26 protein-coding genes are annotated in these 25,292 nt (G+C 37.0%); 15 read left to right on the top strand and 11 right to left on the bottom strand.

The features are described from left to right. Window positions 1-828, top strand: an 828-nt coding sequence (locus L647_RS0116300; protein WP_024611999.1) for a tetratricopeptide repeat protein, incomplete at its 5' end; no start/stop codon positions are given. A 9-nt stretch (window positions 829-837) separates the two neighbouring features. Next, the gene (locus L647_RS0116305) at window positions 838-1,569 is read left to right on the top strand and encodes a VacJ family lipoprotein (protein ID WP_024612000.1); all 732 of its coding nucleotides are present in this window, start codon (window positions 838-840) and stop codon (window positions 1,567-1,569) included. 55 nt (window positions 1,570-1,624) lie between these two features. On the opposite strand, the gene L647_RS0116310 is transcribed toward L647_RS0116305, so the two are convergent. Beyond that, window positions 1,625-2,848 (bottom strand): HDOD domain-containing protein, encoded by a 1,224-nt coding sequence (locus L647_RS0116310; protein ID WP_024612001.1) that lies wholly within the window; start codon window positions 2,846-2,848, stop codon window positions 1,625-1,627. A 330-nt stretch (window positions 2,849-3,178) separates the two neighbouring features. Between L647_RS0116310 and putP the strand changes: the two genes are divergently transcribed. Then, complete coding sequence (gene putP, locus L647_RS0116315) at window positions 3,179-4,657, top strand: sodium/proline symporter PutP (protein ID WP_024612002.1); 1,479 nt, start codon at window positions 3,179-3,181, stop codon at window positions 4,655-4,657. Window positions 4,658-4,753: 96 nt separating this feature from the next. On the opposite strand, the gene L647_RS0116320 is transcribed toward putP, so the two are convergent. Further along, a complete protein-coding gene (locus tag L647_RS0116320) occupies window positions 4,754-5,071 on the bottom strand; it encodes a YebG family protein (RefSeq protein WP_024612003.1) in 318 nt (105 codons plus the stop codon). A gap of 314 nt (window positions 5,072-5,385) precedes the next feature. Here L647_RS0116320 and L647_RS0116325 point away from each other — a divergent pair, with 314 nt between their 5' ends. Then, window positions 5,386-5,682 carry a ComEA family DNA-binding protein gene (locus tag L647_RS0116325; protein WP_024612004.1) on the top strand — a complete coding sequence of 99 codons (297 nt, stop codon included), beginning with the start codon at window positions 5,386-5,388 and terminating at the stop codon, window positions 5,680-5,682. Window positions 5,683-5,695: 13 nt separating this feature from the next. Here the strand turns inward: L647_RS0116325 and L647_RS0116330 are convergent, their stop codons facing one another. Both L647_RS0116330 and dsbB read right to left on the bottom strand, forming a co-directional pair. Then, the gene (locus L647_RS0116330) at window positions 5,696-5,998 is read right to left on the bottom strand and encodes a DUF6170 family protein (protein ID WP_024612005.1); all 303 of its coding nucleotides are present in this window, start codon (window positions 5,996-5,998) and stop codon (window positions 5,696-5,698) included. A 1-nt stretch (window position 5,999) separates the two neighbouring features. Continuing rightward, on the bottom strand, window positions 6,000-6,518 hold the full coding sequence (dsbB, locus tag L647_RS0116335; protein ID WP_024612006.1) for a disulfide bond formation protein DsbB: 519 nt from the start codon (window positions 6,516-6,518) through the stop codon (window positions 6,000-6,002). 427 nt (window positions 6,519-6,945) lie between these two features. Here dsbB and fadR point away from each other — a divergent pair, with 427 nt between their 5' ends. Together fadR and L647_RS0116345 are read left to right on the top strand one after the other, a co-directional pair. Then, the gene (gene fadR, locus L647_RS0116340) at window positions 6,946-7,659 is read left to right on the top strand and encodes a fatty acid metabolism transcriptional regulator FadR (RefSeq protein ID WP_024612007.1); all 714 of its coding nucleotides are present in this window, start codon (window positions 6,946-6,948) and stop codon (window positions 7,657-7,659) included. Window positions 7,660-7,896: 237 nt separating this feature from the next. Next, a complete protein-coding gene (locus tag L647_RS0116345; protein ID WP_024612008.1) occupies window positions 7,897-8,502 on the top strand; it encodes a peroxiredoxin C in 606 nt (201 codons plus the stop codon). A gap of 57 nt (window positions 8,503-8,559) precedes the next feature. Here the strand turns inward: L647_RS0116345 and L647_RS0116350 are convergent, their stop codons facing one another. Both L647_RS0116350 and smpB read right to left on the bottom strand, forming a co-directional pair. Then, entirely contained in the window at window positions 8,560-11,151 is a 2,592-nt protein-coding gene (locus L647_RS0116350) for a TonB-dependent receptor (RefSeq protein ID WP_024612009.1), read from the bottom strand. 320 nt (window positions 11,152-11,471) lie between these two features. Further along, window positions 11,472-11,951, bottom strand: coding sequence for an SsrA-binding protein SmpB (smpB, locus tag L647_RS0116355; protein ID WP_024612010.1), 480 nt, complete (start codon window positions 11,949-11,951; stop codon window positions 11,472-11,474). Between the two features lie 148 nt (window positions 11,952-12,099). Between smpB and L647_RS0116360 the strand changes: the two genes are divergently transcribed. Beyond that, window positions 12,100-12,540: a type II toxin-antitoxin system RatA family toxin gene (locus L647_RS0116360; protein ID WP_024612011.1), complete on the top strand. Its 441-nt coding sequence runs from the start codon at window positions 12,100-12,102 to the stop codon at window positions 12,538-12,540. Further along, window positions 12,537-12,860: an RnfH family protein gene (locus L647_RS0116365; protein WP_024612012.1), complete on the top strand. Its 324-nt coding sequence runs from the start codon at window positions 12,537-12,539 to the stop codon at window positions 12,858-12,860. Before L647_RS0116360 ends, L647_RS0116365 begins: the two co-directional genes overlap by 4 nt. A gap of 64 nt (window positions 12,861-12,924) precedes the next feature. Here L647_RS0116365 and bamE read toward each other — a convergent pair whose 3' ends face one another. After that, entirely contained in the window at window positions 12,925-13,284 is a 360-nt protein-coding gene (gene bamE / locus L647_RS0116370; protein WP_024612013.1) for an outer membrane protein assembly factor BamE, read from the bottom strand. Between the two features lie 106 nt (window positions 13,285-13,390). Here bamE and L647_RS0116375 point away from each other — a divergent pair, with 106 nt between their 5' ends. Continuing rightward, entirely contained in the window at window positions 13,391-13,705 is a 315-nt protein-coding gene (locus L647_RS0116375) for a GIY-YIG nuclease family protein (protein WP_024612014.1), read from the top strand. Between the two features lie 130 nt (window positions 13,706-13,835). On the opposite strand, the gene L647_RS0116380 is transcribed toward L647_RS0116375, so the two are convergent. Together L647_RS0116380 and ilvC are read right to left on the bottom strand one after the other, a co-directional pair. After that, the gene (locus L647_RS0116380; protein ID WP_024612015.1) at window positions 13,836-15,755 is read right to left on the bottom strand and encodes a methyl-accepting chemotaxis protein; all 1,920 of its coding nucleotides are present in this window, start codon (window positions 15,753-15,755) and stop codon (window positions 13,836-13,838) included. A 194-nt stretch (window positions 15,756-15,949) separates the two neighbouring features. Then, window positions 15,950-17,422: a ketol-acid reductoisomerase gene (ilvC, locus tag L647_RS0116385; RefSeq protein WP_024612016.1), complete on the bottom strand. Its 1,473-nt coding sequence runs from the start codon at window positions 17,420-17,422 to the stop codon at window positions 15,950-15,952. Between the two features lie 138 nt (window positions 17,423-17,560). Between ilvC and ilvY the strand changes: the two genes are divergently transcribed. The 6 genes from ilvY to L647_RS0116415 all read left to right on the top strand — a co-directional run bounded on the left by ilvY (window position 17,561) and on the right by L647_RS0116415 (window position 23,001). Further along, window positions 17,561-18,466, top strand: coding sequence for an HTH-type transcriptional activator IlvY (gene ilvY, locus L647_RS0116390; RefSeq protein WP_024612017.1), 906 nt, complete (start codon window positions 17,561-17,563; stop codon window positions 18,464-18,466). Window positions 18,467-18,581: 115 nt separating this feature from the next. Continuing rightward, complete coding sequence (locus L647_RS0116395; RefSeq protein WP_024612018.1) at window positions 18,582-19,640, top strand: GGDEF domain-containing protein; 1,059 nt, start codon at window positions 18,582-18,584, stop codon at window positions 19,638-19,640. A gap of 128 nt (window positions 19,641-19,768) precedes the next feature. Then, window positions 19,769-20,644, top strand: coding sequence for a MipA/OmpV family protein (locus L647_RS0116400; protein WP_024612019.1), 876 nt, complete (start codon window positions 19,769-19,771; stop codon window positions 20,642-20,644). 1 nt (window position 20,645) lies between these two features. After that, on the top strand, window positions 20,646-21,026 hold the full coding sequence (locus L647_RS0116405; RefSeq protein WP_029880521.1) for a DUF3019 domain-containing protein: 381 nt from the start codon (window positions 20,646-20,648) through the stop codon (window positions 21,024-21,026). Between the two features lie 14 nt (window positions 21,027-21,040). Continuing rightward, entirely contained in the window at window positions 21,041-21,733 is a 693-nt protein-coding gene (locus L647_RS0116410) for a response regulator (RefSeq protein ID WP_024612021.1), read from the top strand. Between the two features lie 26 nt (window positions 21,734-21,759). Continuing rightward, on the top strand, window positions 21,760-23,001 hold the full coding sequence (locus tag L647_RS0116415) for an ATP-binding protein (RefSeq protein ID WP_024612022.1): 1,242 nt from the start codon (window positions 21,760-21,762) through the stop codon (window positions 22,999-23,001). 113 nt (window positions 23,002-23,114) lie between these two features. Here L647_RS0116415 and L647_RS0116420 read toward each other — a convergent pair whose 3' ends face one another. Both L647_RS0116420 and L647_RS0116425 read right to left on the bottom strand, forming a co-directional pair. Beyond that, complete coding sequence (locus L647_RS0116420; protein ID WP_024612023.1) at window positions 23,115-23,330, bottom strand: DUF3820 family protein; 216 nt, start codon at window positions 23,328-23,330, stop codon at window positions 23,115-23,117. A 333-nt stretch (window positions 23,331-23,663) separates the two neighbouring features. Next, window positions 23,664-25,235, bottom strand: a complete 1,572-nt coding sequence (locus L647_RS0116425; RefSeq protein WP_024612024.1) for a cation:proton antiporter family protein — start codon at window positions 25,233-25,235, stop codon at window positions 23,664-23,666. Window positions 25,236-25,292: the final 57 nt, after the last annotated feature.

Raw genomic sequence — 25,292 nt, forward strand, 5'->3', positions numbered from 1 at the left:
GAGCCGCTTAGCCAAAATGAACTGCAGGCTTTTGCACTGGCGCTTCGTACAAAACTTAGCCGCTCAGGCGATGATGAAGTTGCTTGGATGCTACTGGGTCGAGTTGCTATGTCGCTTAATGAATTTGACATGGCGCAGCAGTCATTTGATAAAGCACTGCGTATGAACCCTGATAATATGCAGGTACTTATTAGTTATAGCCAAGTTTTATTACTAGAAGGCAGCGAAGCTAATATGACCCGTGCGGCAGGTATGCTTTCAAAAGTATTAAAAGTTGAGCCTACCAATTTAGATGCAATTTCGTTATTAGCACTAATTGCTTATGAACGTAAAGATTGGCCTCAAGCCAAAGCTGCATTTGAAGTTTTACTTGCGAGTATGGAAAAAAGTGATTCTCGTTATAGCATGATCTCCGAGCGTATTACTGATATTGAGCAGCAAATGCAAACGGAAGGCTCTGTTATGCCAGTTACAAATCATACGGGTGCTATTGCAGTTACAGTCGACATTGCAAAAGAGCTTGTTGATAAACAACCAAAAGACGGTATTTTGTTTATATTTGCAAAAGCAGCAAGTGGTTCACCAATGCCGTTGGCTGCAGTTAAGTTAGCTAAATATTCATTTCCTATTACTGTTGAGTTAAATGATAGTAGTGCAATGGTTGCAGGGCTTAACTTATCTAGTGCAGAAAATATTGTTATATCGGCGCGTATTTCTATAGATGATTCTGTTATGCCAAGTTCTGGTGAGCTAGAAGGTCATTCAAAATCATTAAAACGTGAAAGTGTAAGTGACTACAAACTTCAAATTGATACATTAATACCTTAAGGACTTTATATGTTAAAACATAGTTTTACTTTTTTATGCTTATTGGTGCTAGCCGGTTGTGCTCAAGTACCTCAAAGCAAAGTAGACGAAAGGGATCCACTGCAAAGTATTAATCGTCCGTTATACGACTTTAATATGGATGTATTGGATGCATATATACTACGTCCAGCCGCAGTCGGTTATATAACAGTAACTCCAGCACCTGTTCGACGAAGTGTTGTACATTTTACCGATAATATTACTGCTCCAGTAGATATGATAAATGCGGGTTTACAAGGTAAAGCAGGTAATGCAAGTGTTAGCTTTGCCCGCTTTTTAGTTAACTCTACTGTTGGTATTTTTGGTCTTTTTGATGTTGCAAGTTCATTAGGTCTTGAAGTTGTAGATGAAGACTTTGGACAAACGTTAGGTGTATGGGGCGTGGGGGACGGCGCTTATTTGATGCTCCCAGCCATGGGACCAAGTACAGCACGTAACTTAACCGGCGATGTAGTTGATGGATTTGTACTGCCTGATATAGCGCTTACTACACCACAAACTATTTTAGTATTTGTTTTAAAAGCGGTAGAAGCTCGTGCATCATTAATACCTCAAGAAGGGCTATTAAATGATTCACTTGACCCATATTTATTTGTAAAAGATATCTACTTTCAGCGTCAAATATACGAGCTGTATGATGGTAACCCGCCAATTAAAGAAGAGCCTGCAGATTTTGATGAAGACTTTTTAGAAAGTTTATAATTAAATTTAGCAAAAAAAATGCCAGCAACTGCTGGCATTTTTCATTTTTAGTCGTTTATTCTCTAACCATTAACTGCATTTGCTCATTAACCCAGCCTAGAGCTTCATGATAAGCATCAGGTACTTTATCCCCTAGGTTAAGCTCTTTGGTTATTTCGTTTGCAGCAGACCAGTTTGCTTGTTCGTAGTATTTAACTAAATTTAAATATTTAGCGAGTAAGCCTTCATCTTTAAGTAGTGCCATTTTTATTTCGCTAGAGAGCGGTAGCTTTTTCATTACGCTTTCCATGCTTTCATCTAAAATAGCATCCATTAGCGACATCATGCCGGTTAAAAACGCCATGCCAGTATCTTTAAATTTACCATGCGATATAGCGAGTAATTCACCAAAACGAGCACGAGTAAGTGATAATCTGATGAGCTCTACTGGCTTATCTGCAGATACTTGTGCTGCAAATAACAAAGAGAGTAATTTTTTAATTTCATTCTCACCAAGTACAATAAGCGCTTGCTTAATAGTACTAATTTCAGCACGTCGAGCAAATGCAGCTGAGTTTGAGTAACGCAATAGTTTGTATGATAAATTTACATCGCGCTCGAATACATCTGTGATCTTTTTCAGATCTATTTCAACGCTTGAAGTTTCATAAAGTAATTCAGCTAATGCCATTTCTGATGGCGGTAATGCCTTACTTTGCACCATTTCTGGCTTTGAAAAGAAAAAACCTTGGAAATAATCAAAACCGAGATCTAATGCCAAGCTATACATTTCATACGTTTCTACTTTTTCAGCAAGTAATTTAATATGCGGATGCGCTTTTAAATCATTAATAACACTTTTAATAGTATCGGTGTCACATGCTAAAAAATCGATTTTAATAATATCTACGAACGGGTAAAAGTGACGCCAAACTGGCTGATGAATGTAATCATCTAAAGCTATCGTATAACCTTTATCTTTTAAGTCTTTAACAATAGCTAACAGACGCTTACCTGGTTGAATTGTTTCAAGTATTTCAACAACAATGGTGTCTTTACCCAACAAAGTTGGGTAACCCTTTAGTAGGGTCTCTAAAGTGAAGTTTATATACGCAGGTTTATTATCTGTTAAATCTTCTAGTCCAAAATTAAACTGGCTACCTTCAATTAAACGCGTTGTTGCTTCGTCTCCGTCTATATCGGGGAACACGTTATCTACGCCATCACGAAACAAAAGTTCATAACCAATTAGTTCTTTATCGCGATTTAAAATTGGTTGGCGTGCGGCATAAAAATACATAAACAATTCCGTATGGTTAAAATCAGTAACAATTGTAATAATATATTGGAAAACATTCAAAATAGCATTATGTATATTGATACTTTCAATAAATAATCATTACAAATTAAAGGGTTTATTTATTTTTTTAGTTTTTCTTACCATTTTGTTCTAAAAACATTCAAGATGGGTGTTTTTGAATCAAGAAAAAGTAACAAGTTGGAGATTTCCATATTAAGCATGATATAGTCTTCGAGAATGGTTTTTATCCTAATAGTGTCTTTATTATAATATTTTAAGAGTCAATATTCGGATCAAGAGCCTGTTATTAATAATTATGCGGAGGCTAATTTGGAAACAGGAATGATTATTTCACTGGCGTTATACTTTGTAGTGATGCTTGGTATAGGACTATATGCATATAAGCAATCTACAAGTGACGTCTCAGGTTATATGTTAGGTGGGCGAAACTTATCACCAAGTGTAGCAGCTCTTTCAGCTGGTGCATCAGACATGAGTGGTTGGATTCTAATGGGCTTGCCAGGTGCAATGTTTGTTACCGGTTTTAGTAGTGTATGGATAGCAATTGGTTTAGTGATTGGTGCTTGGTTAAATTATCTATTAGTTGCACCTAGATTACGTGTCTATACTGAAAAAGCGAATGACTCTATAACAATCCCAGATTATTTCTCAAATCGCTTCAATGATAAGTCAAACTTATTACGTGTTGTATCTGCTGTTGTGATTATAGTTTTCTTTACTCTTTACACGTCATCAGGTGTTGTAGCCGGCGGAAAATTGTTTGAAAGCTCATTTGGTCTAAGTTATGAACTGGGTTTATACATTACAACAGGTGTAGTTGTTTTATATACTTTGTTTGGTGGTTTTTTAGCGGTTAGCTTAACTGACTTCGTGCAAGGTTGTATTATGTTTATTGCACTAATTCTAGTGCCTACCGTTGCATACTCTTTACTTGAGCAACCCCTGGAATCTACTCTACATAGTGTAAATCCAGATATGCTCAACTGGATTGGAGCAGGCTCTGCATTAGGTATTATTTCTGCAATGGCATGGGGCTTAGGTTATTTTGGGCAACCACATATCATTGTTCGTTTTATGTCGGTACGTAGTGTTAAGGATATGCCTAAAGCTCGCCGTATTGGTATGACATGGATGATTGTTGCTGCACTTGGTGCTGTTGGTACTGGTATATTTGGTGCTGCTTATACTTATGAAAACAATATTGTAGTTGAAGATCCTGAAACGATTTTCTTAATTCTTTCTGAATTATTGTTTCACCCACTTATTGCTGGCTTTTTATTAGCTGCAATTTTGGCTGCTATTATGAGTACTATCTCATCGCAATTGCTAGTAAGTTCAAGTTCATTGACTGAAGATCTATATAAAACATTTTTACGTAAAGATGCTAGCGACTTTGAATTAGTTACTGTTGGTCGAATTAGCGTTGCATTTGTTGCCCTGTTTGCAATTTATTTAGCGTACGATAGAAATAGCTCTATCTTAGACCTAGTAAGTAATGCATGGGCAGGCTTTGGTGCTGCATTCGGTCCATTGGTGCTGTTTAGCCTTTATTGGAAACGTATGAATTTTGCTGGCGCCTTATCTGGTATGTTAGTAGGTGCGTTTACAGTACTTATTTGGATTTATGGTCCGTTTACTATTAACGGTGAAAGCTTAAGTAGCTTTATGTATGAAATAGTACCAGGCTTTATTTTATCAAGTATTGCAATTGTAGCCGTTAGTTTAGCGACAAAAGCACCTGAGGAAAATATTACCACTTTATTTGATGAAGTAGAAAAAGAGCTTTAAGTAGCGCGTTATGACTTTTCTTTTTGATGAGTTATAAGCAATAAAAAAGGGAGCAACTTAGTTGCTCCCTTTTTTATTAATATTTTAATACACGGTTTAGCTTACTTTTTTCTCATCGTTATCTTGGGCAGCTGAAACGTTGTCTGCTTTTTTATTTTTAGCTGGGGCTTTGGTAACAACCGGATCTTTGCCACCTTTCAATATAGTCATAAAGTCTTCTTTACTCTTAGCTATTTCTAAAGCAAGTGACTCTATTTGTTGCTCGCTTAATGGCACATCTACTTTTTCTAACATTAGCTCAAGTGACTCAGCAATATCGAGCATTTTGTCATAGGCATCAGCTTCTTTTTTAGTAGTAAACGTCATGCGCTCGACTCCGTTTCGTTCTACAACATATTTAACAACAACAGCCATTATTTCTCCTGCAAGCTTGCGTGGCAATGTGGTTTATGAAAACCATTAGATTACTGTTTTTATGTACAGTAATGGTTTGTGGTGTAATTTGCAAGTCTCTCTTATTAATTTTTAGGTGTCTTAAATTTGACAAAAAACACTAACTTTACTTTAGTTAAGCAATCACTTGCTGTACCCGCTGCATTTTTACCATTTCGGAAATTAGTGATAATGCGTTTAGGTACACTTTAAGTGATGAGTTTGTAGCTCCTTATTTATTGAATGTCTCCTGAGCAAAATAATGAACGTTCGATAAGAACAATAAGGAAACCACAATGAAGATTTTTAAAAGCTTATTATTTGTTAGTTTGTTATGTTTATTTCCTGCAACAGTCACGTTTGCACAGTCATCAGAAGTTCTCCAAGAAATGCCTCAATTTGAACCTGTAAGTATTAATAACGCAGATTTAAATATGCTGGCTAAGCTTCCAGGTATCGGTAAAAAAAAGGCGCAAGCAATTATTGATTACAGAGAAGAAAATGGTGAATTTACCAATGTAGGTGATTTAGCTCAAGTGAAGGGGGTTGGTAAAAAACTAATGACTAAGCTTGAAGGAAAAATAAAATTGTAGATGAGTAGGGGCGCTAAGCGCCCTGTTCAAATTGTTTTAATGCTTCAGCCAGGTTTTTTTTAGCAAAGTTAATTTCAATTGGTGTTGTTAATAGTGGATAACATAACCCACCCAGTATTAAAAATGGGATAACTATCCAGCCTTTAAATAAGGTAAATATTAGAAATAGCGGACTTAATAATACAAGCTTTATTATACGTAATAACACGCGCTCGGTAGGAGATATCATGCTTAGTGACAGCGCAATAACGGCTTGTCTTTCGCGTATTTTTAAATGCTTTAGCTCATCTAGTTGGCTAGAAAAAAAAGTAAACATATTAAATCGACTTCTTCGTAATTAAACGGTTAATAATGAGTAGGGCTAATACAACTGAAAATAAAGCAAATATAATCTCCATCCATGCAGGCATGCTTAAACCTACAAACTGCCAATCAATATTCGCACAATCACCCGTCGCTTGAAAAAAGCTAGGGATCCATTCGTGTAATGGCATAAAAGAAGGAAAGTTTGGTTCAAATTCACAACTGAACGCAAAAGGATCTGTTGTTGTTTGCATATCAATATGTTCTCGTGAGATTAAGTACCCCCAACCACTTGATATTCCCCATACTAAATAAGCGATCACTCTTGCTATTTTACTCTGTGGTTTAGCTGAGCCAATAACACCTGCACCAAGTAAACCAAGTACAGCTGTACGTTGATAGATACACATAATGCATGGAGCAAGCCCCATTTTATATTGAAAAAAGAGTGCCGTTACTTCAAGCAAAAATACGATAGCAGTAAATAAAAGCCAAGGAGTACGTTGCGTAGGTAGTTGTGCAAGCCAGTTCATAAAAAATCCGCAGTCAAATAAGAGGTTAGATTATGACTTAGGATAAAGTAAGCCACAAGGGAAACGAAAAAAAAGCGACTTTAGTCGTTTTTTAAGTAGGAATAATGATTATTAATCATTATCTCAGAAGTGACAGAGTGATACTTTAAATAGCACTTATATATATAAATCGGGCTTGTTAAATAAACCCAGCTTGAGTGAAGTGAAAGGAAAAAGGTCAATGGTAACAATGTACCCAATGTGAATGTGTCTATCGGATATAATTTAAAGGTGTGATTTAATTTAAATTATTAATTTATTGTAAATAGTGGTTCATTTGCTTTAACTAATATACCTTACTTTAACTTGTTAGTTATGCATCGTCTGGTACAATCAGTCAGTTATTCGTGTAAACAATGAGTTGTAGATTAATTCGAGTGGGAATTGAATGAGAATTTTTAAAGCGAAAAGCCCAGCAGGATTTGCTGAAGAATATATAGTTGAATCTATTTGGAACGGCGATTTTCCACCAGGTTCAATTCTACCGGCAGAACGGGAACTCTCGGAGTTAATTGGTGTAACAAGAACAACTTTACGTGAAGTATTACAACGTTTAGCGCGTGATGGCTGGCTGACTATTCAACACGGTAAACCAACTAAAGTTAATAACTTTTGGGAAACGTCAGGCTTAAATATTCTTGAAACGTTAGCACGTCTTGATGAAGATAAAATGCCAGAGCTGACAGATCAGTTATTATCAGCAAGAACAAATATCAGTGCTATTTATACTCGTGCTGCAATTAAGTTGAATCCAGAGCGTGTAATTGAAATTTTATCGCAAAGCCATGAGCTAGAAGATACCGCTCAAGCGTTTTCTGATTACGACTATAAAGTACATCATGAACTAGCTGTTGCCGGTAATAACCGTATATATGTATTAATTTTAAATGGTTTTAGAGGCTTTTATTCTAAAATCGGATGCCATTATTTCTCAGATGCAGGTACTCGCGAACTTGCACGTCAGTTTTATAAAGATTTAACCGTATTAGCTGAGAATAAAGAGCACGATGGTGCTATTTCTATGATGCGTAAATATGGTCATCAAACCGGTGAAATCTGGCAGAAAATTAGAGGTGACATGCCCTCTGATATTATGGATTAAACCTATATTTAAAAGCCTGCTAATGCAGATTTTTTTATAACCTAAATTCGTTATTTATAAGCGTTCGGTATTTTCGATTAGTCACATCGCTAAATCCGATTGTCCTTTTCTAGTTAATAACTCTAGAATGCCAGTTAATTATATGTCGGTGCTATTGGTTTTTAACTTTTAGCGCCCATATAACTATCAGCATTGCGAAAGCAATTGATAACAAACTCAAAATATTTGGAGAATAAAATGGGTGTATTAGTAGGCCGCCAGGCACCAGACTTTACCGCTGCAGCTGTTCTTGGTAACGGTGAAATTGTAGATAGCTATAACCTTCATGAAACAATTAAAGGTAAAAAAGCAGTTATCTTCTTTTACCCACTAGATTTCACGTTTGTATGTCCTTCTGAACTTATTGCATTTGATAAGCGTTTTGAAGATTTTAAAAAGCGTGGCGTAGAAGTAATTGGTGTTTCTATCGATTCACAATTCTCACATAACGCATGGCGTAACACTGCTATAGCAGATGGCGGTATTGGTAAAGTTCAATACGCACTAGTTGCAGACGTTAAACACGAAATTTGTAAAGCATACGACGTTGAACATCCAGATGCTGGTGTTGCATTTCGTGGTTCTTTCTTAATTGATGAAGAAGGTAACGTACGTCATCAAGTAGTGAACGATTTACCACTTGGTCGTAACATTGATGAAATGCTACGTATGGTTGATGCACTAGCATTTCACACTGAAAACGGTGAAGTGTGTCCAGCTGGTTGGACTGAAGGTAAAAAAGGTATGGATGCAAGCCCTGAAGGTGTTGCTAAATTCTTATCTGAAAACGAAGGCGACCTATAATTTAGGTCCTTTGTTTAAATAAAACCGCCAATTGGCGGTTTTTTTATGCATTTTATATTAGAACGTAAATCTTACTTTTGTATAAAGGTAACGACCACGTGGATTATGTACACCTGATACATAACCATATAAATCACCATCACCATCGCCAATGGCAAATGGCGGCTCTTCATCAAATAAGTTATTAACACCTAATGATAATTTAATTGATTCAGTCACTCGATAAGCCGTTTGTAAATCGACGAGTGTTTGTGAGTCAACCATACGCGATGTATTACTATCAAAATCTAAAGTACCGTCAAAGTTAATATCAGGTGTATCTTCAAATTCACCCACATAACTAATATTTAGGTTTGTGTTAAATTGACCAACTTCCCAATTAGTTGAGAAAATGAAGCGATGTTCTGGGTAACCATATTCCCCAGTATAATCACGTCCATCTTTTTCAAACTTGTTTTGGTATGCCCACTCTAAATTAAATTTAAGTAAACCTAAGTCATCTAAAGAGTGATTATAATTTGCAGACACGTCAACGCCGGAAACTTCTTGCGACGATAAGTTTTTAAAGGTGCTGTGTACTTTTTGGATTGTACCTAAGCTTAAACCACCTGTTGGTGCTAAACGAACACAAATAGTACTATTTTGATCACCACACTCTGCAGCGTATATAGGACCAAATTCTTCTTCGTCAATCTTATTATCTTGAGTAATACTCCATACATCAACACTTAAGCCAAACTCAGCTGTAGGCGCCCATATTGCTCCTACGTTCCATGATTCAGATTCTTCGGCTTCCAAGTCTGGGTTACCTGAAAACTCAATGTTGTAATCAAGTGCTTGGCAATCTAGCCCAGTTTGTTCACAGCGCTGCGTATCCACAAAAAATTGGCTTTTTTGAGATGGTCCTAAGCCTATTTGCGCTAATGAAGGTGCTCTAAAACCTTGTGCCCAAGAACCACGCACAGTAACTTCTTCTGATGGTGCCCAGCGTACTGCTACTTTTGGGTTTGTTGTAGTTCCAAAGTCACTGTAATCATCGAAACGACCAGCAAGTTGTAGCTCAAGGTTCTCAGCAAGCGGAATTGAAAACTCAACATAGGCAGCATATTGCTCGCGCTCAGCAGAGGCAGATACCGATTCAGTACCAAAAATTAAGCCACGTTGAAATTGATCATCAGGAATATCGTTTACATCCTCTTCTCGGTATTCTATACCTGCCGCCATCATGATTACATCATCACCAAAGCTAAATGCTTCGCCGGTAATATTTGCATCAAACGATGTCATATGTGATTCGCCGCGTCGCACTAAACTGGTTGTTATTCTATCGATAACTGCCGCATCGTTATAAGTGCCGCCAAATGGGTTGTAATTTCCAGCATCAATTTCTTGCTGTAAAAAGTCAGTGCGTACCCAACCTTGGGTTCTGTCGCCAGTTTGCAGCGATTTACTTCGACCTTTTTGTACCGCTGTTTCCCAGCTCCAATCGTTAATTTCGCCTTTTAAACCAGCAACAAAACGAAGAGTATCCGATTCAATATCCCATTGTCGTGCACCGGCATCTACAGTACGGTAACGACCAATTTGAATATCTTCACCATATGGATTATTAGGATGGCTTGCAGGTACTGTTAATCCCGCATCTTCATCAAGGGGGGTTGGTGCACCTGCCGCTATAGAACTATTATGCTGTACTGCTATTTCTAAAAAGCCAGTTATACCAGCATCAAAACGATATTCAAATTGTGAAATTGCACCTACACGCTCCGACGCAGGAGCAATGTAGCCATAAGAGCCGTAATCAAATAAACAACTCCCCCCTGAAGTTGCATTTTCAGCAGGGCATGAAGGGTCAATTGTTTTTACGCCATCGACATAAAAGTATCCAGGGAAACCACGAGAAGAGCGGAAATCTCCACCGCCATAAGGTTCTTGGTTTGCAGTGCCTAAACGACCCATTTCATCAGAAGAAAGAGAGGTGTTTTTAAAGTAATCAATAATAACTGATGCACTACTTTTTTCGCTTGTAGTACCCCAAACAAGGCTAGCTGTTGTTTCTTCATAATTTGGACCGTCGGTACCGCCGTAGCCTAAATTAATCTCAACACCATCAATATCTTTCTTTAAAATAACGTTAACTACACCCGCTACAGCATCTGAGCCATAAATAGCAGATGCGCCATCTTTTAGTATATCAATTCTCTCAATAGCAGATATTGGAATGCTGTTTATATCTACAAATGAATTAGTGATACCTTCAGCAAAGGCACTAATTGATACACGACGACCATTAATTAGTACAAGTGTAGCGTCGGCTCCTAAGCCACGTAAACTAACGGCAGCAGATCCATTTGCTGTTGAGTCTTGGTTATTACCACGGGTAGAAAAAGTACCATTACCTGCAACAGGCATTCTTTCAAGAAGTTGCTGTAAATTGTCGTAACCCATGTTTTCAATATCAACTCGACCTATAGATTGCACCGGAGAGGGACCTTCTATATCTGATCGCTTGATGCGTGAACCTGTTACTTCAATGCGTTCTACTTTCTTTACTTCATCTGCAGCATATGAGGTTGTTGTAAAGCCAGCTGATAGTGCGAGTGTTGCACCCACAATAATACTGGGTGTAAATACGGTTGATTGCTTCATCCTTAAATCCTTGTTGATATGTTATTAATATTGTTTTTTTAAAACAGGTACATTAATATCATGTAACTTAAGTGTTGTCAATTGCGCTTTTTTGTGATTTTAGTATGGGTTTTGGAATGGTTTTGTTGATATTTTAATCTGAAAAAATTATTTGATACTAATAAGCTTAACGTTTTGGGGAGTTGTATCTAATTATATTTGCTCGAGAGTTGAGTTAAATGGATAGTAATTAGGTTTTAATATTTTTTGTAATAATTTATTTTACTTGCGATAAATTGAATCGAGTAAATAAAAACGCCTAACAGAGTTAGGCGTTGAGGTTATACTTTGTGTTTCATTAAGCGTTCTTTTTCGCGAGACCAATCTTTATTTTTCCCGTCGTCGCGCTTGTCATGCAGCTTTTTACCTTTTGCTAAATAAAACTCCAGTTTTACCCAGCATTTTTTCCAGTACATCGCAGTGGCTATTAATGAATAACCATCACGTTCGGTAGCACCGAGTAAGCGGTCTAGCTCACGTCTGCTTAATAATAGTTTGCGATAACGCATTGGATCGCAAATAACATGGGTTGATGCACTATTAAGAGGCTGAATTTGCGCGCCAAGTAAAAATGCTTCGCCATTTTTAAGGTGAATATAAGTTTCGGTGATGTTTACTTTACCAGCTCGGATACTTTTTACTTCCCAGCCTTGTAGTTCGACACCTGCTTCAAACTTATCGTGTAAAAAATACTCATGTCGCGCTTTTTTGTTTAGCGCGATGGTATTACTGTTCGATTTTGATGAATTTTTCTTAGCCATAGTGCCCTATAATATACGTAATGTGAGATGTTTTACATCGATTTTTTTAATAATGCTTTTAAAAAGTTAAGGTTTAATTTAAGCAGTATGAAAATTTGGGGAAACGCACAAAGCTTGCTAAAATTCGCCCACACAGTTGGGAGTGAGTATGCCACAAATAGAAAAAAGTGCGCTGGTTATGTACAGCACTAAAGAAATGTTTGATCTAGTTAATGACGTAGAAGCTTATTCGCAGTTTTTACCAAATTGCTCAAACTCAAAAATTGTTTCACAACACGATAATAACATGACCGCGAGTTTAGAAATATCCAAGGCGGGTATAAAAAAGTGGTTTACCACCGAAAACACCTTTATTAATGAGGATACAGTGCTGCTGCGCCTTGTTGATGGTCCGTTTAAAATGTTAAAAGGTCGCTGGCATTTCCAAGAACTTGATGCCAAAGCATGTAAAGTACAGCTAGAACTAGAGTTTGAGTTTTCGAGTAAACTAGTTGAGCTTGCTTTTGGTAAAATTTTTAATGATGTAGCAAAAAATATGGTAAGTGCGTTTACCCAGCGTGCTAAGCAAGTTTATGGAGCTCGAGTATGATTAATGTTGAAGTCGTATTTGCTTTACCAACTACAGCAACCACTTTATCTATTGAAGTATTAGAAGGTACAACAGTAGAGCAGGCGGTGATTCAATCAGGAATTATCGAAAAGTGCCCAGAAATAGATGCTCAAGCATTAACTTTAGGTGTATGGAATAGAACAGTAAAGCCAACTCTAGAGCTTAAAAATGGCGACAGAATTGAGATTTATCGGCCGTTAATTGCAGACCCTAAAGATGCCCGTAGAAAACGTGCTGAAAAAGCAAAAGATGAAGGTCGAGCAAATAAAATAACGGGTGGAAGACCAATAGAGCGGTAATTATTTACTGATGAATACTAAAAAGGTGAGCATTGCTCACCTTTTTATTAACGCTGAAGAGGGATTATTGCTCTAGAGGCGTGTTAAAGTTTTCTGGTTGATCGTAGTCACCTGAAATCGATACCAATTTTTCGTTTTCGAATTTAATAACTAATGATTTATGCTGCTCGTTGCTACGGCCTTTGTTAAAGCTGTAAACATAACGCCATGTGTTGTTATCAAAGGCATCTTCGGCAACAGGTCTACCTAATACATAAATAACTTGCTCTCGAGTCATACTAACGCGAAGTTTTTCAACATCTGATTGCTCTAAAAAGTTACCTTGAGGAATGTTGATTCTGTATACCCAGCTAGAACAACCTGCTGCGGTACTTAATGTTAGCGCAACGATAAGCCAAAGAGAAAAAGTTTTTAACGACTGCATTGTTAGTTGTGATCCTTATTTTTTATAATCTGCATGATACCGATTAGTCACTGAAGGTAAAACCCTTTTAGCAATTGTTTTTTGTTAAGGGCGTTAAGGTAATGTTTTGACCATTAATAATGAAAAAAGTTTACATCACATTGAAGAGAATAACTTAAAAAGTACGTCTACTTGGTACTTATATATTGTGCAAACACGATTTGGCCATTGGTATACAGGTATTACAACAAACGTAGAAAAGCGGTTTTCCACACATCAAGCAGGTAAAGGCGCTAAAAACCTTAAAGGAAAAGGGCCTTTATTACTTATTCACCAGCAAGAGGTGGGTAATAAAAGTGAAGCGAGTAAGCTAGAGTACCGATTAAAAAAATTATCAAAATCGAAAAAAGAAGCGTACGTTGCTTCATTTAAAAATATTTAAATTTAATGGATTAGCTAACTAATTTATTAAATTATTAATTTATAAATCAATAACCAGTTAAACCTCTGAGCAAAGTTACTTTTAAATATTATGTAATTTTGCCCAGAGAAATATGCGGTTTTATAGCGGTTTAACGACCTTTTTCAAAAGTTGCAACCAAAGTGTCAAGAGTTTGAGCGCTGTTAGCTAAATCACTGATGGCTTGTTCAGTATTTATTTGCTCACTCATTGCTTTATCACTAATTTCACTTATTTGCTCAATGCTACGCCCTACATCAGCAACTACATTACTTTGTTGCTCTGTTGCTGTTGCAATTAGGGTTGCCATATCATTTATTTGATTTGCGGTCTCTGTAATTGCATCAAGTAATTCAACAGAGCTTTGCATTGCACCTACACTTTCCTGTGCTTTATTTTTAGATTGGCTAATATCATTAACTACATCGTCAGAAATTTTTGTGAGTTCTTCAATCATCGATTGAATTTCGGTTGTTGATTGTGAAGTGCGATTTGCCAGTGCACGTACTTCATCAGCTACAACAGCAAAGCCACGACCATGTTCGCCTGCGCGAGCAGATTCAATTGCCGCATTTAAAGCGAGTAAATTGGTCTGCTCTGAAATACCTCTTATGGAATCTACAATACTTGCTATATCCACAGTCTTTTTAGATAGGAGAGTTACTTGCTCTGTTATGCCATCTATATCACTGGCAAGAGCCGAAATAGTAGCCTGACTTTGTAGAACTTGTTTGTGGCTCTGAATCGTGTTTTCACGGCTACTATCTGTTAATTTTGCTGTGTTTGCGGCGCTTTGTGCAATTTCTTGAACAGTTGCACCCATTTCATTTATAGCAGCGGCAACCGAAATAGTTTGCTCTTTTTGACTGTCAATTGCTTGTGAGTTTCGTTTAGATTGCTCAAATACATGATCAGAACTTTTTCTAATATCGTGACTTTCGCTGGCAACTTGAGTAATTGCGGTTTCTATTTTATTAATAAACTGGTTAAAACCATTACTTAGGTTATTAAGCTCTGGTTGGCTTGATTCTGGTAGGCGGTACGCTAAATTAGCGTCACCAGAGCCCAAACGTGAAAACAGTTCTGCCATTTTAGTTAATGGAGAAGAAAGAGACCGTGCTAGTAAGTAACTAATTAAACTGGCAACTAAAGCAATAATTAACGTAAAGGTTAGTATCTGCCATTGTAGGGTGTTTACGCTCGCAAATACCTCGTTTTTTGGCACCTGAGCAACAACGTACAAGTCGGTATTTTTAATAGGTGTTGCAGCAACAAGCGTAGGCTGACCATTAAAAATTATTTCTTCTAGCGCAAAACCATTACTGTTTAATAGCTTACTATGGATATTGTTAGTATATAAATCATCAATATTTGTTTTAGCTACTTTGCTTGCGTCTTTATGGAGTTGAATTAACCCACTTTTATCTGCGATAAATACAAAGCCTGTTTGCTCAATTTTAAATTGTTGTAATAAACTTTGCATATCAGTAATGCTTTTAGCAAGACCTGCTAATCCAGTGCCGTTAGGTTGCTGGTGATTAATAAACATTTTTACATCGTTAGCCGACTCTTGGTAAATACTAATAGAGTAAGGTTGTTTTGATTGTTTAAAAGCAAAAAACCAACCATCCGCTGCATCGTTTTTTAATACGCGTAAAAAGCCATCTTGATTCCAATATTGAGCTGTATTTCTGTTTGCCCAAGATGCTGTCGCTAAATCGTATTGATCAACCAAGTTATTTAATTCTTTGAGTAACAAAGTATCGTTTTTATTATCAGACTGTGCCCACTGTAAAATAAACTCGTTTGATGATAGTTGCTCTGCAGCTCCAATGAGTACATTTATATCGCCACCAATATGATTACTTATTGTTTGCAACTTACTGGGTAGCTCAGATTCAATCATACGTTGTTCAATAATATCTTCTGAACTGTATAAAGAGGTCAAGCCAATAAGTGCAGCAACACAAATAGCGATGCCACTGCCTAAAGCTGTGATTTTTTGAGTAATAGAAAGCTTTTGTAACGTCATGATAATAATTTATTTTACAACTAAGTAGAGAAACATATTAGCACATTATTTATTTGGGAACTAAATATTGGTCGAGCAGAATAGGCAAAGATATACCTTGATTGGTTAAAGTTTTATTAACAGACATAAAAAAGCTCACATGCAAAAAGCATATGAGCTTGGTTTCTAACAAGCGAAACTTTTATTGTTTAGGGTTAAACAATTTTCTTCATTGCTGACATGTAACCACGTAACTTAGCACCTACTTTTTCAACAGGGTGTTCACGCAGAGCAGCATTGATTTGAATTAATGTTTGGTTATCAACTTGGTTGCTGTGCTGGCCAAGACCTTTACCAATAATGTCTGTATCAACGTTTTTCATAAAGTCAGCAAGTAATGGTAAACATGCATGGTTATATAAATAACAGCCGTATTCAGCAGTATCAGAAATAGTACGGTTCATTTCAAAAAGCTTTTTACGCGCAATAGTATTAGCGATTAATGGCGTTTCGTGTAATGACTCGTAGTAAGCTGACTCTTCGATAATGCCTGCTGCTGTCATGGTTTCAAATGCAAGTTCAACACCTGCTTTAACCATTGCTACCATTAAAATACCGTTATCAAAAAATTCTTGTTCTGAGATTTCTACATCGCCAGCAGGGGTCTTTTCAAAGTTAGTTTCTGCTGTTTCTGCGCGCCATTTAAGTAAGTTTACGTCATCGTTATTCCAGTCTTCCATCATAGTGCGTGAGAAAGTGCCGTCGATGATGTCATCTTGATGCTTATTATAAAGCGGACGCATAATTAGTTTTAGCTCTTCACTTAGTTCAAACGCTTTTACTTTTGCTGGGTTTGAAAGGCGGTCAAGCATGTTAGTAACGCCGCCGTACTTAAGTGCTTCGGTAATTACTTCCCAACCGTATTGAATTAGTTTTGATGCGTAACCAGCATCAATGCCTTTTTCTATCATTTTATCAAAACATAAAATAGAGCCAGTTTGTAACATGCCACATAAAATGGTTTGTTCGCCCATTAGGTCAGACTTAACCTCAGCAATAAATGATGATTTAAGTACACCTGCGCGATGTCCGCCCGTACCCGCTGCATACGCTTTAGCTTGTGCTAAACCAAGACCTTGAGGGTCATTTTCTGGGTGAACTGCGATTAGTGTTGGTACACCAAAACCGCGTTTGTATTCTTCACGTACTTCAGAACCAGGACACTTAGGCGCAACCATGATGACAGTAATGTCTTCACGTACTTGCATGCCTTCTTCAACAATATTAAAACCATGAGAGTAAGCAAGGGTAGAGTCTTTTTTCATAAGCGGCATAATCGCACTTACTACAGCGGTATGTTGTTTATCTGGCGTTAAATTAAGTACTACGTCAGCGGTAGGAATTAATTCTTCATAAGTACCAACAGTAAAGCCGTTTTCAGACGCATTTAAAAATGATTGGCGGCGCTCAGAAATAGCTGATGCGCGTAATGTGTAAGAAACATCTAAGCCAGAGTCACGTAAGTTTAAGCCTTGGTTTAAACCTTGTGCGCCACAGCCTACAATAACTAGTTTTTTACCTTTAAGTGCGTCAACGCCATCAGCAAATTCGCCTGCGTCCATAAATTCACATTGCGCTAATTGCGCTAATTGCTCGCGTAAAGGTAAGGTATTGAAATAATTCGCCATTGTTAGTGTCCTATAAAGTCATGTTTGTTAGATGCGCAATGTTTATTGCGCTTACAAACACCATATGTAAAATCGTTGCTTGCGTAAAATGATATATTTGAATTAAAGTGTTTCATAATATGAAATACTGGGTTTGGCATGGATCATAAACATTTAAACTACTTTTTAGCACTGGCTAAAACACTTCATTTTGGACGCGCAAGCGAGCTTTGTCATATAAGCGCACCCACTTTGAGCCGTAATATAAAGTACTTAGAGGAGGAGGTAGGTGTTGCGTTATTTGTACGTGATAACCGCAGTGTTAAATTAACGCGTGAGGGTGAGTCGTTTATTGATTACGCCACAGCAACGCTCGCTAATTGGCAGCGCTTTAAAGCGAATGTAAAAGATCCACAGCAACATATTTACGGCAAAGTAAGTATCTATTGCTCGGTTACTGCGTCTTATAGTTTTTTACATCAAATATTAGAGCAACTTCGTGCGCAGCATCAGTATATAGAAATAACATTAAATACAGGCGACCCTGCACTTGCTATAAATCGTGTATTAGATGGGCACGAGCTAATGGCTATTGCTGCTAAGCCAAGTAAATTACCTTCACAAATTGCCTTTGTAGATATAGGGCACTCTCCGCTTTTATTAATTGGACCAAAAATTCAATGTCCGATCACAGAAAAATTAACACAAAATAGTGATGACATTAATTGGTCTGATTTAGAATTTATAGTGCCAGAACAAGGTTTTTCTCGCCAAAGGTTAGAGCATTGGTGGCGCAAAAATAATATTCACGGAAAAATCTATGCACAAGTTGCTGGGCACGAAGCAATGGTATCTATGGTGAGCTTAGGATTAGGTGTCGCAATGGTCCCTAAAATAGTGCTAGATAACAGCCCGCTGCAAGATAAAGTACAAATACTAACACCAAAAATGCAAGCGCCTGATGGGTTTGATATTGGTTTGGCAGTATTGAGGAAAGAATTAAATGACCCTGCAATCAGTGCCTTGTGGAATATTGCGCAAACTTTAGATGCCAAGGCAATTTAAAGTTTTATAAATTAAACTAATTCGAAAAATAGTATGAATAGTTGTTGCGTATATTTTTACGATTACTTAACATCGGGAGTCAAATAATAAAAATAATAATGTTTAAGATTTAATTATGAATCATGTTGTATCACTAGCACACTCTGCTCAGTGTTTAAAAAAAGCAGTTCCTATGATGGTAAAGTACCGAATGCCGGTTACTCCTATCAACTACGCTATTTGGTATTGTTATATTCAAGGTAATAAGCCGTCTTTAAATGCCGAACTAGAACAAATAATTTCTCAGCAGCAAACGTGCACTCAAAATAAAGCACAAGAAATATTTGATAAGCATTTAAACAAAGAAGATTTGACCCTTTTTCAAGAAGCATCTAAAAAATTCCACGCGACGATTGAAGAAGTACAAAAAGACATAAGCATCACACTCAATCACTCTAAAAGCTTTACTACTACATTAATTGACTCGCAAAATGAGTTAAATACACTTACTGAAGTTAATTCATTCAATGAAGTGCTTGGGTGTGTTGAGCGTTTAACTGATGAATCTATTGCGATGCAAGATTATGTGCGTGAATTTCAAACTAAGCTTGTATTAGCTTATAACGAAATTAAAGATCTTAAAGAGGCGCTTAACCTATCCAAAGAAGCCGCTGAAACAGACCCGCTAACAGGGTTTTATAATAGAGGTAAGTTTGACGCCGACGTAACCAATTTTTGTAACGAATATTCCCTGCGTACTCAAGGAACTTCGCTTGCTGTGTTAATTATGTTTGATATTGATCATTTTAAGCGCTTTAACGATGACTTTGGTCATCAAAAAGGGGATGAAGTATTAAAGTTAGTAGCAGAAAAAGTTATACAGCATACTAAAAACACCATAAATATGGCAAAGGCTTATCGTTATGGCGGAGAAGAGTTTTGTATAACGGCTTACTTTGACACTATTAACGATATTATGGCGTTTGCCAATCGTATTCGTTTAGATATAGCCAAACTGGCGGTGCGTAAAAAACATGATACAAATGCTAAGCGGGCTATTTCTGCTAGTTTTGGGTTATCTATTTTACGTCCATTTACTAATAGTGCGGTGTTAATTGAACGAGCAGATAGAGCACTTTATATTGCAAAAACACATGGTCGAAATCGTATAGAAATAGCACCTGATATTTTATGATGATTAGATAAAATAAAAAAGTTAATAATTATGTATATAAATTGTGAATGATTGTAACTAGGTAGAGCTAGTTTAAAATGACTTTGCTACTATAAATGACTGAATATTTGACACCTTGACTGACACTGATGCGGTTTGATTTTTTAATAATAACAACTTTACTCTATCTCGCTTTAGTCGCTTGCTTTACTGCTAATGGGCAGCAAAACGACAATGTAACAGATGAGTTTGAAGAGCAGCAAATCGCTACAGAACAATGGTATTTAAGTTTGAGTGCTGGAGTTGGCGTTATTACGAATCCGTTGCACGGTGGTGATAACATCCCTTTGGTGTTAATTCCGCAAGTTGCTTTTTACGCACAACAATGGTTTTTTGATAATGGTCGAGTTGGTTATTCATTTATACAAACCCCTAAGCACCAACTTAATCTTGTTAGTGAGCTAAATACAGAATCTCGTTTTTTTATAGATTGGCATCCTAAAAATACTTTTGCTCTACAGGGAAATGCACTTAGCAGCCAACTTGTTCAAGACGGTGACTCTTCTCCCGCTAAAACCCTCAATATAAATGACATTAAAAAACGCCATACGGCACTCGATACCGGTATTGCTTATCACTATGTGAGTGGACCTAATGTATTTTCTATTCAAGCATTACACGATGTTACTAATGTTTATAATGGGTTACGTGCCGGATTGCAGTGGCAGTATCATGCTCAAATAGATAAGCTTAAATTAAAATCTACCATGGGTATTAATTATAAATCGGCGGAACTAAATAACTATTATTATGGACTAAATGCCGATGAAACTCAGTTTGGTAAAATAGACGTTGGTAGTAGCTGGCAGCCTTATGCTAAAATCGACGCCCGTTGGCTACTGAGTAAGGTCAACTCTCTTCGTTTTCATGTAGCATATTACGACTATTCAGCTATGGATGGCAGTCCGCTCTTTGAACGTACTTATTCAATGACTGCCTTTATAGGATTAGATCATACTTTTTAATATGAAGTATTTAATGTTTATTGTGCTTACTGGGTTGCTATTTAGTGGCTCTAGTATGGCAAAAACCACGGCTTTTAACGTCTCTCCTAAAGTATGTGTGGTTTCTGAAGAACGCGATTTTTGCGAGCTTGATTTGCAATTTAATTGGCAGCTAGATAAGGCTATAGACGTATGCTTATATCAACAAGATGAGAAGATACATTGTTGGCAACAGCAACATTCAGGGCAATTTAATTATAAAGCGCGTGTTCAGGTAGAGACCATATACTCCTTAATCAATCCTCATACGGGTGTTTCATTATCAAAAACACAGGTTGAAGTACAAAGCGCCCATGCTAAAAAAAATAGGCGTAGGCTTCGCTCTCCGTGGAGCTTTTTTTAAATTAGGAGCAACCAATGCCAAAAATTTTACTTGTTGAAGATGATCTCGGTTTACAACAACTAACAAAAGATTATCTTGAACATAATGGCTTAGAAGTCGCTGTGTTAGAGCGCGGTGACGAAGTGTTTAATTACCTTGAAAATAATGCAGCCGATTTGATTATTTTAGACGTCATGCTTCCAGGTAAAGATGGGTTTAGCGTATGTCGTCAGGTTCGTGATAAATATACTTTGCCAATTTTAATGTTAACAGCGAAAGGTGAAGACTTTGACCAAGTACTTGGTTTAGAGTTGGGCGCTGATGACTATGTTATAAAGCCAGCAGAACCTCGTGTATTACTAGCCAGAATTAATGCTTTACTGCGTCGCGGTCAAGTAATTACTAAAACGAGTGAAGAGTTACAATTTGGCGACTTAATGATTGATAAAACAAGTCGTATGGTAAAATTAAATGAGACCGAAATAGTACTGACATCTCATGAGTTTGAGTTACTTTGGTTATTGGCTTCAAACGCGGGTGAAGTGCTGAGCAGAGAACATGTACACCAACATATGATAGGGCGTCAGTATGATGGTCTTGACCGTACAGTTGATGTACGAGTGTCTCGAATTCGTAAGAAATTAGGTGATAACAGCGATAAACCATATCGTATTAAAACTGTGTGGGGACAAGGTTATTTATTTGTTTCTGATGCGTGGGATTTATAGTTAGTGTTTTGGAATAGTCGGCTTTAATGGGAAAACTGTTTGCAAGTTTGTATGTTTACTTCATTGTTTCTTTATTTGTAGTTAGCGGTGTAATTGAACAGCTGTGGCCATATGAAGAGTCGCAGCAACAGGTACTATTAGATGACGAATTTGGGCAGTCGCTCTGGCTGCTCACTCAAACTTCCTCTGGATTAAAAAAGCTAAAAAGTAATTTTGAAAGTCAAATTATCCAACGACATGACTTGATGTTGCCACCACAGCAGCAAGCGCAATTAATCGATAATCACTACCTTTATTTATACGATAAACAACAACGTATTGTTTGGTATGTAGAACTGAACCAGAAGGACTTATTGCAAGTAGGTCCTTTTGGTGTGCCAGCTCCTGTATCGTCTTCTGTTTGGCCCTATTTATTATTACTCATTATTGTTGGTATACCGGTTGGGCTTTGGAGTTTTTTACTTTGGCGTGATTTTGCTAAGTTGCGCAAAGCATGTGAAGCCGTTGAGGGTCTGCAAGATTTTCAATTAAACGATACTTCTAAATCTTTCTTTTTGCCTGTTACAGATACATTAAAGGTGATGCAGCAACGCATTACTTTTTTGCTAACGGCACAGCAAGAACTCACATCTTCAGTTTCTCATGAGTTTAGAACGCCACTGGCGCGATTAAAATTTGCAATTGTTATGCTACAAGATCAGCTTTTAGATGACAAAAGCGAGAAGTATTTGGCTAATATGCAAACCGATATTAGTGAACTGGAATCGTTAGTTTCAGAAATGCTTGAGTACGCAAGATTAGATTCTCAACAACCAAGTTTACAATCTACTAGTTGTGACTTGGTGGGGTTAGTAAGAACGAGTATTGAAAAGTTAACTTTTGATACACGAATAAATCTTGGTAATAACTTACCAGATAAGCTTACTCATAAATGCGATAGCCACTTTATGGCGCGTGTATTTCAAAACTTAATTGGTAATGCTCTCAAATATGCAACGACTCAAGTAAAAGTAACATTACTTGCTGAGAAACAATGGATTTTATTTATTGTTGAAGACGATGGTGCGGGTATCGCTCAAATAGATAGAGAAAGTATATTTAAGCCTTTCACAAGGCTTGATAAGAGCAGAGATAAAAAAACAGGTGGATTTGGACTAGGTCTTGCCATCGTGTGTAAAATCGTATCGTGGCATCAAGGCGAGTGCAAAGTTGAAGATTCTGAGCTTGGTGGTGCTAAGTTTATTATCAGTTTACCTATAAAAAAATAACCCTAAATATATAGACATAAAAAAAGCGCTGTAAGGCGCTTTTTACGGTTAAACCAAAATCAACAAGTAGCAAAGTAATAGACCGTGCATCTTCAAAAAAGTTTCCACTCTTTTTATTTTCTTTCTAATAATGGCATTAGCATTTGTTCAAGCCCATTGAGTTTTACCTCATACATCATTGCTAATTGACTACCGAGTTTTGTATCAGGAAAGCCTTGTTGTTTAAACCAGACTAAATAAGGCTCTGGCAACATTAATAGAGGGCGTCCGGCATATTTACCAAAAGGCATTTTTGTATTTATAGCTATTTTAAGTTGTTTTGGATCCATTGGCTTATGTAAGTCTGCTTTTAATAGGTAAGTGTAAGGTATTTTGGAGGGATAAAATAGGCTGTGACGGGCAAGAAACAGCCTATTGTGTGAGGGAGTAGGCCCTCTTATTCATGAATTTATGTTGATAAATATAAACTTAGCTGAACATTAATTAGCTGGAGTCTAATTAAGTTATTTTTAGCATATGGGTTCTTATTTAACCAACGAAGGTAGTCTACCTGTTTTTTTAGCTAGGGTTAATTAGCTTTGTGAAGAAATGTAAATATAATTGGTTTTTTTTGGTTTTGTAGTAAAAAAGAATTAGATTTTTACCAAGGCTTTAAAATCGTATTATGGAAAAAGCTTTTGTTTTACATGCTCTGCAAAGCCGCTACCTGCTTCTAGGTAAAAGTTATAGGTAGAATGCACACCCATCTCTTCTAGTTCTTTTTGTTGATCTGGGTAGTTTGCTATAGCTGTGACCTGTCCGCTATAACCAGAGGCTTGCAGTTGCTCTAAAGCAAATATATTTTGCATATGCTTTGGCATTGCAAGCATAACCATTTCTACGTGAGAGTGGTTTACACGTTGCCAAAAGTCAGGATCGGTGGCATCTGCAATTAATACCTTTCTACCTCTGCTTATGTGCTTATCGACAACTTCTGGTTTTATATCGATACCCGCGACCAAGTTAGGGTGGGTGGTATTAATTGTTTCGTAAGCACCTGTACCGATACGTCCCATTCCAAAAATAACTATTTTTGTATCATTTAGATTCACTGGTAACTCTTCGGCTAAGCGAGTTTTACTCTCAAACTTAAGTAACCAGCGTTCAACCTTTACATATAGCTCGTTAGAACGTTTATTCAACGGTGAAGCAATAACAAAGGTGATTGAAACAGCTATAGCCATAACTGCAAGCCATTCTGAGGTGATCATGTCTGTGCTTGCAGCAACGGCACAAACAATTAAACCAAATTCACTATAGTTAGCTAGGCTAAACGCGGTAAGGAGTGATGTACGAGCTCGTAACTTAAATAGATTCGTAAATACATAGTAAAGTAATGTTTTAATCGGCATTAATAAAACGAGTAGTAAAGCTATAAATAGTGAATTAGCGGTTAGCTCTGCATTTAAACCAATACTTAAGAAAAACCCAACCAGTAATATATCTTTTAGGTTAAGTAATGACTTAGAAAGCTCGCCTGCTTTTTTGTGAGGTGCAAACATCATCCCAATAATAAGCGCACCTAAGTCGCCTTTTAGACCTGCAAATTCAAAGGCGTTGTAGCCTAAAACAAGGGCAAAGAAAAAACCAAATAACGGCAGTAGTTCACCATGTTTTGAGCGGTTTAATACCCAATACATAACAGGGCGCAGTAAAATAAGCCCAATAACAAGACCCAAAGCCCAAATATTTGGAACCTTACCGGTACTAATTGCTAAAAACATAACAGCAAAAATATCTTGCATTACCAAAATACCAATAGCGATTTTACCATGAAGGCTTGCCATTTCGCCACGTTCTTCAAGTACTTTTACAGCAAATACGGTGCTCGAAAAGCTAAGCGCAAAACCAATAAGCAGAGAACTTTGCCAGCTTAAATCAACAAAAAGTGGTAGGGAAAATACGCCAAGAAGTAGCATAAAGCCGCTAAATAAAGCACTACTCAAAATAATATGAAGCGTGGCTGGAGCCCAAACTTGCGGTTTTATCAAGCTGTTTACTTTGAGTTTTAAACCAATACTAAATAATAAAAGAGTGACGCCTAGGGCAGCTATTGTATTGAGTAACTCTGTGCTTTTATAGCCTGCTAAGTTAAGTGCGAATCCTGCTAGCAAAAAGCCAATAAGAGGAGGTAGTTTTAATTGATAAACGCCAAAACCACAAACAAACGCGGTAGCAAAATAGATTAGTTCCATAATTCTTAATATCACTTCATTTGGTGTTGCAGTGTAGCGAAAAATTGATATCAATGA

Origin of the sequence: Pseudoalteromonas sp. TB64, assembly GCF_000498095.1 — a bacterium.
Lineage (GTDB): Bacteria > Pseudomonadota > Gammaproteobacteria > Enterobacterales > Alteromonadaceae > Pseudoalteromonas.

Bases quoted from the DNA above. Each gene is read 5' to 3' on its own strand.
- L647_RS0116305 (WP_024612000.1), top strand. From the start codon at position 838: ATGTTAAAACATAGTTTTACTTTTTTATGCTTATTGGTGCTAGCCGGT.
- L647_RS0116310 (WP_024612001.1), bottom strand. From the start codon at position 2,848: ATGTATTTTTATGCCGCACGCCAACCAATTTTAAATCGCGATAAAGAA.
- L647_RS0116320 (WP_024612003.1), bottom strand. From the start codon at position 5,071: ATGGCTGTTGTTGTTAAATATGTTGTAGAACGAAACGGAGTCGAGCGC.
- L647_RS0116325 (WP_024612004.1), top strand. From the start codon at position 5,386: ATGAAGATTTTTAAAAGCTTATTATTTGTTAGTTTGTTATGTTTATTT.
- L647_RS0116330 (WP_024612005.1), bottom strand. From the start codon at position 5,998: ATGTTTACTTTTTTTTCTAGCCAACTAGATGAGCTAAAGCATTTAAAA.
- dsbB (WP_024612006.1), bottom strand. From the start codon at position 6,518: ATGAACTGGCTTGCACAACTACCTACGCAACGTACTCCTTGGCTTTTA.
- fadR (WP_024612007.1), top strand. From the start codon at position 6,946: ATGAGAATTTTTAAAGCGAAAAGCCCAGCAGGATTTGCTGAAGAATAT.
- L647_RS0116345 (WP_024612008.1), top strand. From the start codon at position 7,897: ATGGGTGTATTAGTAGGCCGCCAGGCACCAGACTTTACCGCTGCAGCT.
- L647_RS0116350 (WP_024612009.1), bottom strand. From the start codon at position 11,151: ATGAAGCAATCAACCGTATTTACACCCAGTATTATTGTGGGTGCAACA.
- smpB (WP_024612010.1), bottom strand. From the start codon at position 11,951: ATGGCTAAGAAAAATTCATCAAAATCGAACAGTAATACCATCGCGCTA.
- L647_RS0116360 (WP_024612011.1), top strand. From the start codon at position 12,100: ATGCCACAAATAGAAAAAAGTGCGCTGGTTATGTACAGCACTAAAGAA.
- L647_RS0116365 (WP_024612012.1), top strand. From the start codon at position 12,537: ATGATTAATGTTGAAGTCGTATTTGCTTTACCAACTACAGCAACCACT.
- bamE (WP_024612013.1), bottom strand. From the start codon at position 13,284: ATGCAGTCGTTAAAAACTTTTTCTCTTTGGCTTATCGTTGCGCTAACA.
- L647_RS0116380 (WP_024612015.1), bottom strand. From the start codon at position 15,755: ATGACGTTACAAAAGCTTTCTATTACTCAAAAAATCACAGCTTTAGGC.
- ilvC (WP_024612016.1), bottom strand. From the start codon at position 17,422: ATGGCGAATTATTTCAATACCTTACCTTTACGCGAGCAATTAGCGCAA.
- ilvY (WP_024612017.1), top strand. From the start codon at position 17,561: ATGGATCATAAACATTTAAACTACTTTTTAGCACTGGCTAAAACACTT.
- L647_RS0116395 (WP_024612018.1), top strand. From the start codon at position 18,582: ATGAATCATGTTGTATCACTAGCACACTCTGCTCAGTGTTTAAAAAAA.
- L647_RS0116400 (WP_024612019.1), top strand. From the start codon at position 19,769: ATGCGGTTTGATTTTTTAATAATAACAACTTTACTCTATCTCGCTTTA.
- L647_RS0116405 (WP_029880521.1), top strand. From the start codon at position 20,646: ATGAAGTATTTAATGTTTATTGTGCTTACTGGGTTGCTATTTAGTGGC.
- L647_RS0116410 (WP_024612021.1), top strand. From the start codon at position 21,041: ATGCCAAAAATTTTACTTGTTGAAGATGATCTCGGTTTACAACAACTA.
- L647_RS0116415 (WP_024612022.1), top strand. From the start codon at position 21,760: ATGGGAAAACTGTTTGCAAGTTTGTATGTTTACTTCATTGTTTCTTTA.
- L647_RS0116420 (WP_024612023.1), bottom strand. From the start codon at position 23,330: ATGGATCCAAAACAACTTAAAATAGCTATAAATACAAAAATGCCTTTT.
- L647_RS0116425 (WP_024612024.1), bottom strand. From the start codon at position 25,235: ATGGAACTAATCTATTTTGCTACCGCGTTTGTTTGTGGTTTTGGCGTT.